Annotated in this window: 13 protein-coding genes; all 13 read left to right on the plus strand. The window is 35.1% G+C overall.

Features of this window, described 5'->3' with window-relative positions; genetic code table 11:
- The first annotated feature begins 14 nt into the window (after positions 1–14).
- The 13 genes from NiCM35_RS00980 (at position 15) to NiCM35_RS01040 (ending at position 12681) form a co-directional block, all read left to right on the plus strand.
- Positions 15–752, plus strand: a complete 738-nt coding sequence (locus NiCM35_RS00980; RefSeq protein WP_235850223.1) for a flagellar biosynthetic protein FliO — start codon at positions 15–17, stop codon at positions 750–752.
- Positions 745–1410: a flagellar type III secretion system pore protein FliP gene (gene fliP, locus NiCM35_RS00985; RefSeq protein ID WP_095329197.1), complete on the plus strand. Its 666-nt coding sequence runs from the start codon at positions 745–747 to the stop codon at positions 1408–1410. Before NiCM35_RS00980 ends, fliP begins: the two co-directional genes overlap by 8 nt.
- Before the next feature lie 12 nt (positions 1411–1422).
- Positions 1423–1692 carry a flagellar biosynthesis protein FliQ gene (gene fliQ / locus NiCM35_RS00990; protein ID WP_016201137.1) on the plus strand — a complete coding sequence of 90 codons (270 nt, stop codon included), beginning with the start codon at positions 1423–1425 and terminating at the stop codon, positions 1690–1692.
- Positions 1693–1699: 7 nt separating this feature from the next.
- A complete protein-coding gene (gene fliR, locus NiCM35_RS00995; RefSeq protein WP_095329198.1) occupies positions 1700–2479 on the plus strand; it encodes a flagellar biosynthetic protein FliR in 780 nt (259 codons plus the stop codon).
- Positions 2479–3558: a flagellar biosynthesis protein FlhB gene (gene flhB / locus NiCM35_RS01000; RefSeq protein WP_095329199.1), complete on the plus strand. Its 1080-nt coding sequence runs from the start codon at positions 2479–2481 to the stop codon at positions 3556–3558. The genes fliR and flhB overlap by 1 nt, the downstream gene beginning before the upstream one ends.
- 70 nt (positions 3559–3628) lie before the next feature.
- The gene (gene flhA, locus NiCM35_RS01005; RefSeq protein ID WP_095329200.1) at positions 3629–5665 is read left to right on the plus strand and encodes a flagellar biosynthesis protein FlhA; all 2037 of its coding nucleotides are present in this window, start codon (positions 3629–3631) and stop codon (positions 5663–5665) included.
- Entirely contained in the window at positions 5662–6840 is a 1179-nt protein-coding gene (gene flhF / locus NiCM35_RS01010) for a flagellar biosynthesis GTPase FlhF (RefSeq protein ID WP_163185008.1), read from the plus strand. The genes flhA and flhF overlap by 4 nt, the downstream gene beginning before the upstream one ends.
- The gene (locus tag NiCM35_RS01015) at positions 6837–7712 is read left to right on the plus strand and encodes a MinD/ParA family protein (RefSeq protein ID WP_095329202.1); all 876 of its coding nucleotides are present in this window, start codon (positions 6837–6839) and stop codon (positions 7710–7712) included. Before flhF ends, NiCM35_RS01015 begins: the two co-directional genes overlap by 4 nt.
- Before the next feature lie 11 nt (positions 7713–7723).
- On the plus strand, positions 7724–8833 hold the full coding sequence (locus NiCM35_RS01020; protein ID WP_123259596.1) for a protein-glutamate methylesterase/protein-glutamine glutaminase: 1110 nt from the start codon (positions 7724–7726) through the stop codon (positions 8831–8833).
- A 20-nt stretch (positions 8834–8853) separates the two neighbouring features.
- Positions 8854–10908, plus strand: coding sequence for a chemotaxis protein CheA (locus NiCM35_RS01025; RefSeq protein WP_123259595.1), 2055 nt, complete (start codon positions 8854–8856; stop codon positions 10906–10908).
- A 162-nt stretch (positions 10909–11070) separates the two neighbouring features.
- Complete coding sequence (locus NiCM35_RS01030; protein ID WP_095329205.1) at positions 11071–11547, plus strand: chemotaxis protein CheW; 477 nt, start codon at positions 11071–11073, stop codon at positions 11545–11547.
- 2 nt (positions 11548–11549) lie between these two features.
- Positions 11550–12191, plus strand: coding sequence for a chemotaxis protein CheC (locus NiCM35_RS01035; protein ID WP_095329206.1), 642 nt, complete (start codon positions 11550–11552; stop codon positions 12189–12191).
- Positions 12184–12681: a chemotaxis protein CheD gene (locus NiCM35_RS01040; protein WP_123259102.1), complete on the plus strand. Its 498-nt coding sequence runs from the start codon at positions 12184–12186 to the stop codon at positions 12679–12681. Before NiCM35_RS01035 ends, NiCM35_RS01040 begins: the two co-directional genes overlap by 8 nt.
- Positions 12682–12904 lie beyond the last annotated feature (223 nt).

A 12904-nucleotide genomic window follows, 5' to 3' on the forward strand; every position in this document is an offset into this window, starting at 1 on the left:
AGAGGGTGCCGAATGTGAATAAAGTAAATTTATTAATTCGTTGTTCACTGCTCATCATTGTTCTGCTAGGCTTTGGTAATCAAGCCTACGCAGAACAAATTGATAAAAGTGTATATGATATCTTACAGAACGAATCAGAAAAGAATAAAGCACAAGACGATACAAAGAAAGAGATGACAACAGAGCAGAATTCTAAAAATGACAATCAGACTAAGGAGCAATCTGATTTACTTTTAGAAGAAACAAATTCAGATGAACCACGTTCCATCGGGGTTACTATTTGGGATTTCGTGAAAATGATTTTTGCAACAATATTTGTTGTTTTCTTAATATATTTTATCTTGCGTTTTATAAACAAAAGAAATCATGGTTATAAAAATTCGCAAATTATTGAAAATATTGGTGGTACAGCGTTAGGTGCAAATCGCTCCATTCAATTAATAAAAGTAGGGAAGCGGTTATTAATAGTAGGTGTGGGAGATAGTATTCAATTAATCAAAGAGATTGAGGATGAACAAGAGTATAAAGAAATATTAGCAGAATATAATCAGAAATTAGATCAACTAGTACAACCAAGCGATATTGTGACAAAGGTGAAGAATGTAATATCTTCTAGTCATTCTGCTCCGAAGACAAAAGAATCTTTTTCTATTCGTTTATCAAAAGAATTAGAAAGAATATCAAGTGAACGTAAGGAAAAGTTGGACGTACTAGAGAAGAAAAAGAAAGGATCGTCAGAAAAAAATGAATGAGTTTATGCAGTTTTTTAATAACAATGACCCAGGTAATGTTTCTACTTCTGTCCAATTGTTATTATTATTAACCGTCCTTTCTTTAGCACCTAGTATCATCATATTACTAACTAGCTTTACAAGAATAGTGATTGTTCTTTCCTTTGTCAGAACGGCGCTTGCAACCCAACAAATGCCCCCTAACCAAGTCATTGTAGGGCTAGCATTGTTTTTAACATTCTTTATTATGGCTCCTACTTTTCAGGAAGTAAACGATAAGGCTTTAACACCATTGTTTAATGAAGAAATAACATTAGAGGAAGCCTATGATAATGCCTCTTTGCCACTTAAGGAATTTATGAGCAAACATACGAGGCAGAAGGATTTAGCATTATTTTTAAATTATTCAAAAGCAGAAGCACCAGAATCTATTGAGGATATTCCATTAACGACGTTGGTACCCGCTTTTGCAATTAGTGAATTAAAAACAGCTTTTCAAATCGGATTTATGATCTTTATTCCGTTTTTAGTTATTGATATGGTTGTTGCCAGTATTTTAATGTCAATGGGGATGATGATGCTACCGCCAGTAATGATTTCCTTACCATTTAAGATATTATTATTCATTATGGTGGATGGTTGGTATTTAGTTGTAAAATCACTGTTAGAAAGTTTTTAAGAAGGTGAAAGAATGTCACAGGAAATGGTTATTTCCATAGCAGAGAAAGGCGTACTTACAGTATTAATTATCAGCGGTCCACTGTTAATTATTGCGTTGGCAGTTGGACTAATCATCAGTATTTTTCAAGCAACGACACAAATCCAAGAGCAGACTTTGGCGTTTGTCCCAAAAATTGTAGCGGTTCTTGTTGGACTTGTTTTTTTTGGATCATGGATGCTGAGTCATATGCTTTCTTATACGAAAGATATATTTTCAAATCTAACAAGGTTTATTGGATAGAAGGATGATGGATGAACTTTTATCAAATTTTCCAGCATTTTTATTAATCCTTGTTCGAGTTACTTCGTTTTTTTTAATGCTACCTTTATTCTCTTATCGGACGATCCCTACGACTTTTAAAGTGGGTTTAGGATTTTTTTTATCGCTAGTTATGTTTTGGGGGATGGATGTACCTACATTAACCATTGATACAGGTTACTATTTTCTTATTCTCAAAGAGGCTTTAGTGGGGCTTTCCATTGGATTTGTCGCATATATGTTATTTTCTGCTATTCAAATTGCGGGAGGATTTATTGATTTTCAAATGGGGTTTGCAATTGCAAACGTGATAGATCCTCAAACAGGATCGCAAAGTCCGCTGACTGGTCAATATTTAACCATTATCGCTATGTTTTTTTTATTGGCATCTAATGGTCATCATTTGCTATTAGACGGTATTTATTATAGCTATCAATTTATTCCGCTTGAACAGCCTTGGATTAAATTTGGAAATGGCGAGTTAGCGGAGTTTCTTATTAAAACATTTAGTTTAATGTTTATGATTGCTTTTCAGATGTCTATTCCTGTTGTGGGAAGCATCTTCTTAGTGGATGTTGGATTAGGGATTGTAGCAAGAACTGTCCCTCAATTAAATATTTTTGTTGTGGGTGTTCCTATCAAAATTATTGCAGGACTAATTATTCTTTTTATAGTTATGGGTGTACTAATGACCTCTGTAACCCATTTGTTCTCTTCCATTGTTACAACGATGAGAGGAATGATGAACATTATAGGGGGGGTTGGTTAATGAAGCTTCTATCATTAGATCTTCAGTTTTTTGCAGGCGAAAAAACGGAAAAGGCCACTCCAAAGAAAAGGCAAGACACGAGAAAAAAAGGACAAGTGGCAAAAAGTCAGGATGTTAATACAGCGCTTGTTCTTTTAGTTGTTTTTGGTGTTTTAAGTTTCACAGGGGAATACCTTTTAGATGGATTACTGTCTCTTTTCACCTTTACCTTTAGTGATTTTATGGGCATTAATCTTTCAATCAATTCGATACAAGGTTTGTTTTTAGATATTCTTAAGGAAGTGGCACTTTTATTAAGTCCTATTTTAATTGCTGCTCTTGCTGGGGGACTAATTGCCAATTATATGCAGGTCGGTGTTTTATTTTCTCCGGAAGCAATTAAATTTAAATTAGAAAAAATAAATCCAATTTCGGGATTTAAGAGATTGTTTTCACTACGTTCGATTGTAGAATTGTTGAAGTCATTGTTGAAAATTACAGTGATTGGTATTGTTGTATTTTCTGTTTTATGGGGAAAAATGAACGAAATCCTAATCCTCTCTCATAAATCTATTGGTTCTATTGCTGTTACAATTGCTAAGTTAACCGTACAGATGGGGCTTTATGCTTCGATTGCGCTGTTAGTGATAGCACTCATGGATTATATGTATCAGCGATATGATTATGAAAAGAATATTCGAATGTCAAAACAAGATATTAAAGACGAATATAAAAACATGGAAGGTGACCCCTTAATAAAGTCCAAAATTAAGCAGAAGCAGAGAGAAATGGCAATGCACAGAATGATGCAGGATGTGCCTACCGCTGATGTTGTCATTACGAATCCAACTCATTATGCGATCTGTCTGAAATATGATGAAGATAAGTATGACGCACCTTATGTTGTGGCAAAAGGGGTCGATTTTGTTGCCCAAAAAATAAAATTAGTGGCAAAAGAAAATAATGTTGTTATGGTAGAGAATCGACCATTGGCAAGGGCAATGTACAGCCAAGTAGAAATAGGTGATTTAGTTCCGGAAGAATTTTATAAGGCTGTTGCAGAGATTCTGGCTTTCGTCTATCAAACTAGAGATAAATAATAGCATTTTTAGTAAAGAATTTATTGTAAATAATATAGACATAAACGTGTTTTTTTAAGGAGCGGAAGAAATGGCAAGGAGAGACTTAATCGTAGTGATTGGGGTAATCCTCATTATTGCAATGTTGATTATCCCATTTCCAACATGGTTATTAAGTGTGTTAATTTTGCTTAATATTACGTTGGCATTACTTATCTTATTATTAACTATGAATATGAGTGAGGCTTTAGAGTTTTCTATTTTCCCTTCACTTTTGTTGTTAACGACCCTATTTCGCCTTGGTCTCAATGTATCCACCACTAGAGCTATTTTATCAAAAGGGGATGCAGGTGGGGTAGTACATACCTTTGGAACATTCGTAATTGGCGGCAATATTGTTGTTGGGTTAGTAGTCTTTCTAATTCTTGTCATCATTCAATTTATTGTTATCACCAAAGGGTCTGAGCGTGTATCAGAGGTTGCTGCACGTTTTACATTAGATGCAATGCCAGGTAAGCAAATGAGTATTGATGCTGATTTAAATGCGGGGATTATTTCCGAGCAAGAGGCAAGACAACGGCGTGAAAAAGTTGGTAGAGAAGCTGATTTCTATGGTTCGATGGATGGGGCAAGTAAATTTGTCAAAGGAGATGCCATTGCTGGAATCATAATTGTTTTTATTAACTTGATTTTTGGAATCGTCATTGGGATGACTCAGCTTGGTATGGCAGCAGGAGATGCTGCCCAGCATTTTTCCTTATTATCCGTTGGGGACGGGATTGTCAGTCAAATACCTGCATTACTAATTTCAACAGCAACAGGGATTGTTGTAACAAGAGCTGCTTCAGAAGGAAACCTTGGCTCCGATATCACTTCGCAGTTATTGTCATACCCAAAAATGCTTTATGTAGCAGGAGGAACAATCTTTTTATTAGGTCTTTTTACGCCAATTGATGATTTTTTAACAATTCCTATTGCGGGACTTCTAATATTTGGAGCTTATTATTTATCAAGAAAGCCAAAGCAAAATTTAGAACAAATGCAGGAGCTTGAGGAAGATATCCAAACAGATGAGCTAAAAAGTCCTGAAAGTGTAGTTAGTTTACTAAGTGTGGATCCAATTGAATTTGAGTTTGGTTATGGTCTTATTCCTTTAGCCGATGCCAATCAAGGAGGGGATCTATTAGATAGGGTGGTCATGATCAGAAGACAGCTAGCGATAGAGTTAGGTCTTGTCATTCCTGTTGTTCGGATTCGCGATAATATTCAATTACAGCCAAATGAATACCGATTAAAGATAAAGGGAAATGAGAGAGCAAGCGGGGAACTGCTTCTGGATCATTACTTAGCGATGAGTCCTGGGATGGACGATGATTCCATTGAGGGAATTGATACGATTGAACCATCTTTTGGCCTGCCGGCTAAATGGATAACAGAAAGTACGAAGGAACAAGCCGAAATCTTTGGTTATACCGTGGTTGATCCACCCTCCGTTGTTTCTACCCATATTACAGAGGTAATTAAGGCAAATGCCCATGAGTTATTAGGAAGACAAGAAACGAAACAATTAGTGGATCATGTAAAAGAAAGCTATCCGATTTTAATCGAAGAAGTAACACCAAGTCCGTTGTCGATTGGAGAAATTCAAAAGGTTTTAGCAAAACTTTTAAGGGAAAATGTTTCTATTCGTAATTTACCAGTCATTTTCGAAACATTAGCTGATTTTGGAAAAATGACAGCTGATACAGATTTATTAGTTGAATATGTTAGACAATCCTTAGCCCGTCAAATAACTACCCAATACACGAATCAAAATGACTCTTTAAAAGTGGTAACTTTGTCAGGAAAAGTGGAAAAACTAATAGCGGATAATATTCAGCAAACAGAGCATGGAAACTTCTTAGCATTAGATCCAAATATTTCCCAATCAATTTTAGAGAGTATTGCTGGGCAAATTGAACAATTATCTGTAATGGAACAGATGCCAATTCTTTTATGTTCGCCAGCTGTTCGTATGTATGTAAGACAATTGACAGAACGTTATTTTCCACAAGTTCCAGTATTATCGTACAATGAATTAGAAGCAAATGTAGAAGTTCAAAGTGTGGGAGTTGTGAATATCGAATGAAAATCCAAAAATACGTAGCACGGGATATGCCAGAAGCAATGAAAAAGATTCGAGCGGAATTAGGGAATGATGCTGTCATTCTTCATTCAAAAGTAATTTATACAGGCGGCTTCTTAGGCTTATTTAAAAAAAGAAATATCGAAGTACTCGCAGCTATTGATCCGAGCATTTCAGAGACAACAATTTCTAAGCAAACAAAAAAGCGAGAAATGCGCAGTCCTGTTTTAATTAAAGAACCGGCTTTTAGGGCTGATGCAGATAATTCAACTAATAATATAAGTTTAAAAGAGGGAAAGAGAATATCTGATTATCCAGAGATAGTAAAGCATTTAAATGAAATTAATCAAAATGTAAAAGCGAATAAAAGTATGACATTTTCTATTCCTTCTCCTATAACTAACATAGTAAATCAATTAGATAAACAAGGGATAGATGAAGACATTAAGACAGGATTAGTGAAAGAATTAGTAGCTAAATGGTACGCAGCAGGCGAAGACGTTTTAGAGTCTCAGGTTTCTGAGTGGGCACGGCAATTTCTATTAGCGGAGATTTCCCCTTATTCATTTGGGGAAATCTCTTTAGCCAAAAAATATATTAATGTCATTGGGCCAACAGGGGTGGGAAAAACAACAACTTTAGCCAAAATTGCTGCCAATATCATTTTAAGACAGCAAAAATCAGTAGGATTTATTACAACAGATACATATAGGATTGGGGCAATCGAACAACTTAAAACATATGCGAATATTTTAGATGTACCCTTAGAGGTTTGTTATTCTCTGGAAGATTTTGAGCATGCTACGAAAAAACTGGAAGAATGCGATGTTATTTTAATTGATACAGCAGGAAGAAATTTCAGAAATAAAAAATATGTAGAAGATTTAATGCAAGTGGTCGATTATAAAAGAGAAATGGAAACGTTACTTGTTTTATCTATGACAGCAAAGCAAGATGACTTAGAAGAGATTTATCAACAATTTTCCGCAATCAAGATTGATGCTTTCGTGTTCACAAAATTAGATGAAACATCTTCGTACGGGGCAATGATTAATTTAATTGTTGCTTGTAAAAAAGGTGCTGCTTATATTACAACAGGTCAGAATGTTCCTGATGATATAGTTCCAGCAACCCCAGAGGAGTTAGTAAATAAGCTATTTGAGGTAGTTGAAGAATGAACGATCAAGCTTCTATCTTACGAAAAAAAATTGAACAATTAAATGCAAACAAAAGGGACTCCAATCACAAAACATTGGCGATTATCAGTGGAAAGGGCGGTGTGGGAAAGTCGAATTTTTCGCTTAACTTTGCGCTCACTCTTCAAAAAAGAGGATATCGTACTTTACTGATTGATATGGATATTGGAATGGGGAATATTGATATTCTAATGGGGACACAGTCTCGCTTTACGATCGTTGACTTTTTTAGAAATGATATTAATTTTGAGTATATTATTTCTAAAGGATTTGATGGATTAGACTATATTGCAGGTGGTTCTGGACTAAGTGATTTTGTCGATATGGAAGAAGAAAAACTAGAGAGCTTTTTTCAGCATTTTCAAAGGATATTAAATCACTATGACTATATTTTATTTGATATGGGAGCTGGAATTAGTACGGATTCTTTAAAGTTTATTCTATCTGTTGATGATTGTATCGTCATCACAACACCTGAACCTACTTCTATAACAGATGCATATGCTGCAATGAAATTTATTCATACAAAAAATGCAGTACTTCCGTTATACCTTGTCGTTAATCGAACAATGGAGAAAAAAGATGGGGCAGAAACGTTACAAAAACTTCAGCAAGTTGTAAAAAAATTTTTGCAGCGGGATCTTATTAATCTTGGCTATATACCAGATGACACAAATGTAGCACAAGCTGTACGAAAACAAATTCCTTTTGTTTTTTTTAATGAAAAATCAGAAGCGGCTAAAGCTTTGCGCGAAATTGCCGATAGATATGGTAAACAACAGTTTACAGAACCCTATCCAGCTAATAGACATAATTTCGTGTCTAAATTAAAAAGGTTTTTGTTTGAAAGGTAGTTGAGTTTAAAGTGGAGAAAATAAAGGTTCTTGTTATTGATGATTCTGCATTTATGCGTAAGCTAATTACAGATTTTCTCTCCGAAGACTCGAGAATAACCGTTATTGGTACAGCCAGAAATGGTGAAGACGGAATAAAGAAAATTAAGCAATTAGCTCCTGATGTTGTAACGCTTGATGTCGAAATGCCAGTCTTAGACGGTTTAAGTGCTTTAAAGAGAATTATGTTAGAGCATCCTGTACGAGTTCTTATGCTATCAAGCATAACAAAGGTTGGAGCAGAAAGTACGATTCAGGCAATGCAAGCAGGGGCAATTGACTTTATCACAAAGCCTTCTGGGTCTATTTCACTAGATTTATATAAAGTTAAGCAGGAATTGGTAGAAAAAGTTATTTTAGCTAGTAAAGTAAAACCAAAAACATTATTAAATCTTTCAAATGAAGGAAAAAAGACTATTACTTCACAATCTTCTTATAGTAAAATAGAACCAAGAGAAGAGAATAAAAGAATAGTACAAAAGATAGAATCCATCAGTAATTGGATGAACTCCATGAAAAAGATTGTCATAATTGGAACCTCAACTGGTGGCCCAAGGGCATTGCAGAAAGTCCTAACTAATTTACCAAGTGATATTGAAGCACCTATTTTAATCGTTCAACATATGCCAGCAGGATTTACCCGATCCCTTGCAAATCGTCTAAACACGTTATCCGCTATTACGGTAAAGGAAGCGGAGCATGGGGAGATCATCCGTAATGGAGTTGCCTATATTGCTCCAGGAGGTCAGCATTTAAAGGTAAAAACAGTTGGTGTCCATACAGCAATTGATCTGGATCAAACTGCCCCTATAAATGGTCATAGGCCATCTGTTGATATTATGTTTGAATCTGTCAGCGATTTGAAAGCCTATGCAAAAATAGCAGTTATTATGACTGGGATGGGATCAGATGGCACAGATGGTTTAATAAAATTAGCAAAAAAAGGTAACGTAAAAGCTATTGCTGAGTCACAGGAGACATGTATTGTTTACGGAATGCCTAAAACAGCTATTGCCACGAATTATATTGATGAAATTCAAAAGGTAGATCATATTGCTGAAACTATTATGAAATATGTATAACGTCAAGGGATGTGAAGCAAGTGGAAATGAGTCAGTATTTAGAAGTTTTTATTGAAGAGAGTAAAGAACATTTACAAGCATGTAACGAACATTTATTAGAGTTAGAAAAGGATCCTGAAAATTTACAAATAGTAAATGAAATTTTCCGTGCAGCTCATACTTTAAAAGGTATGTCTGCAACAATGGGGTATGAAGATTTGGCAAGTCTAACCCATCAAATGGAAAATGTACTCGATGCTATAAGGAATAAGAAAATTATTTTTTCTCCAGAAATATTGGATGTCATTTTCTTAGCTGTCGATGATCTTGATGCAATGGTAGAGTCAATCGCTAGTGGTGGAGATGGAAAAAGAAATGTAGAAGCAGTAGTTGAAAAGCTTATACAAATTGAAAAAGGACTTCCTTTAAACCAAAATACAGCAGAAGCAGAGGTTGCAGTAACTGCCATAGAGGATGCTCCTGCAAAGCAAAATCAATATGATGAATTTGAAACAACTGTATTACAGCAATCATCCGATCAAGGCTTTTTTACTTATGAAATCAATATTACATTAAAAAGTGACTGCTTATTAAAAGCTGCAAGAGTTTATATGATATTTGAAGCTCTAGAATCATTAGGAGAGGTTGTTAAGTCTATTCCTCCAGTGGAAGAGCTTGAAGAAGAAAAATTCGACTATGATTTTATGGCAACCCTTATATCAAAAGAGGCAGCAGATAAAATTGAAGCGTCTGTTATGAAAGTTTCAGAGGTAGAAAAGGTAGCTGTAAGGGAATTCTTTGCAAATAGTCAGTCTGCTAAGCAGCAAACGATAGTAGAAACTCCGGTTGTAGAAGCAGTACAAGCAAAAACGGATAATACATCTGTTACAGAAAATAGCACTCCGGCTGAGACTAAACAGACTGAGAAACAAACAGGGACTAAAGTATCTAATAAAACCATTCGCGTTAATATTGAGCGTTTAGATATTCTAATGAATCTATTTGAGGAACTTGTTATCGACAGAGGAAGATTGGAACAAATTTCTTCCACCCTTAAAGATCAAGAGCTTCATGAAACGGTAGAAAGAATGTCAAGAGTTACTGGTGATCTTCAGAATATTATCCTAAATATGCGCATGGTTCCTGTCGAGACTGTATTTAATCGTTTCCCAAGAATGGTTAGGCAGCTTGCGCGTGATTTAAATAAGAAGATTGATTTACAAATTGTTGGTGCAGAAACAGAGCTTGATCGCACCGTTATAGATGAGATTGGTGATCCATTAGTTCATTTAATTCGAAATGCTCTTGACCATGGAGTCGAAACACCAGAAGTAAGACGAGCGAATAATAAAAGCGAAGAAGGAACAGTTGTTCTTCGTGCATATCATAGCGGAAACCATGTTTTTATTGAGTTGGAAGATGATGGAGCAGGAATTAATAAAGAAAAAGTCCTTTCTAAAGCAATTAATAAAGGAATTATTTCAAAAGAAGTAGCTAAAACATTAACGAATAATCAAATCGCTGAACTTATTTTTGCTTCTGGTTTTTCTACTGCTGATCAAATTTCTGATATTTCAGGACGTGGAGTAGGGCTGGATGTAGTGAAAAATACAATTGAATCACTAGGTGGTTCGATTACAATCGAATCAGAGGAAGGAAAAGGATCGTTATTTTCTATCCAATTACCATTAACCTTATCGATTATTTCTGTTATGCTAGTTGAAATTCAAGCAGAAAAGTATGCTATCCCATTGTCATCTATTATTGAGACAGCTATTGTCAATAAGAATGATTTAATGCATGCCCATGATCAAACAGTTATCGATTTCCGTGGCAAAGTGGTGCCATTATTATTCTTAAAGGATATTTTTGATGTGCCATCAGCAGGAATCGAGAGTGACTATTATTCTGTCGTTATCGTAAGAAAAGGAGATAAATTAGCTGGTCTTGTTGTAGATGGATTTATCGGTCAGCAAGAAGTGGTTTTAAAATCACTAGGTACTTACCTTTCTAGTGCGTATGCTATATCTGGCGCAACTATCTTAGGAGACGGACAAGTAGCTTTAATTATGGATTGTAATGCTTTAATTAAGTAATAACCTGTACAAGGATTAATAGATGTTAGCGCAAGTGGCTTTACCTTGGAATAAACTCATTAAGCAGAATTACTACTTGTCAGAATTTGTTTATAAATGGGGGAATAATGATCTTGCGCTTTATAAATTGCAGATAGGTTATGTGAGAGGGATGAAAAGGAAATGAGCGATGCAGTTTCAACAGAAGAGAAATTAATAATATTTGAATTGAAGGGAAAAGAATATGCTATTTCTGTCAATGAAGTAATGTCGATAGAGAAAAACATGCATATTACTAGAATTCCAAATATCGCTCCTTTTGTTAAAGGCGTGATTAATTTAAGGGGAGTAGTAACTCCCATTATTGATTTGCGACTTCGTTTTAATTTGGAAGAAATTCCATACACGGATAGCACAAGAATTATCATTATTATGTTGGAAGATATGGAAGTAGGTATAATTGTTGATTCTGCTAATGATGTCGTAGATGTCGATACTTCTCTTTATGAGCCTGCTCCAGAGACAATCAATGGCGATGAAGTCGATTATATAAAAGGTGTAGTAAAGCTTGATAAACGTTTATTAATTCTTGTTGATTTAGAAAAAGTGTTTGATCGAAATATATTAAGAAATTATGCTAATACTAAAAGTGATGAGTAAGTATGGGGTATATTAATGATATAAATTCCTTAAAGCTTGATGTACTAAGAGAAATTGGTAATATTGGAGCAGGACATGCTGCAACTTCTTTATCTAAGCTTCTGAATAAAAAGATTGATATGAAGGTTCCGGATGTTCAAATTGTGACATTTGATGAGATGATGGAAATGGCAGGCGGTGCTGATAATATTGTTGCTGGGGTGTTTTTACGAATTGAAGGAGATGTTCCAGGAAGTATGTTTTTTATACTTCCTTTAGAGCAAGCTACTAAATTGGTTCAAGATATGATTGGTGACCCGTCTGTTAACTTAGCTAAACCGCCATATGATGAGTTATCTATGTCTGCATTACAAGAACTAGGCAATATATTATCCGGTTCTTATTTGTCCTCTTTATCTGATTTTACGAAGTTATCTTTGTATCCATCCGTGCCAGCACTCGCAATTGATATGGTTGGTGCAATTGTTACATATGGATTAGTTGAACATTCTCAAGTAAGTGATTATGCGATTGTCATCAATACGGAGTTAAATGGAGAAGAAATCACATTAGCCGACACTGTAAATGGCCATTTCTTTTTGCTGCCTGACCCTGATTCTTTTGCCGCTTTATTTCAATCATTGGGAGTGAAGGATGGTGACTGACCAAATTACAGTAATAAAAGTTGGGATTGCTGATATGAATGTGGTAGAGTCTCCTAATACAATTCGGACTTCTGGACTTGGTTCATGTGTGGGTATTGTATTATATAGCTCCCTAAAACCAATTGCTGGTTTAGCACATATTATGCTTCCAGAAGCATCCATATCTAAATCCGGAACTCTTAATAAAGCTAAATTCGCAGATACAGCCATTGTAGAACTAGTAGAGCGTTTAGAAGGATTAGGAATAAAGAGAAGTACGTTGTTAGCAAAAATTGCCGGAGGAGCTCAAATGTTTCAGTTTACTGGGACAAGCGATGTTATGAGAATAGGACCTCGAAATGTTGAAGCGGTTAAAAATACACTACAATCTTTAAGGATTAAATTGGTAAGTGAAGATGTGGGTGGAAATAGTGGTAGAACAATTGAGTTCTGTCCTGCTACCCATGAATTAACAATTCGAACGGTGAATAAAGGGATTCATATTATATAGTGTATAGCAATACTTTTAAAAGCAGTGAAATAAGACTACCTCTAATTTAAAGAATCCATGGTTGGGACTTTGGAATGTATTCTTTTATTAAGAGATAGTCTTTTTATTTATTTTTCTTGGGAATTTCACTAAAAAAGAACGGATAATTACAGTTGGTAGTTCTTATTACCTAATTTTAAATGAGGTATTAGAAAGAATAGCTAATAATTCACATCTTCTGCTA

This window comes from Niallia sp. M35 (genome assembly GCF_050971705.1).
GTDB classification, from domain to species: Bacteria; Bacillota; Bacilli; order Bacillales; family Cytobacillaceae; genus Niallia; species Niallia circulans_A.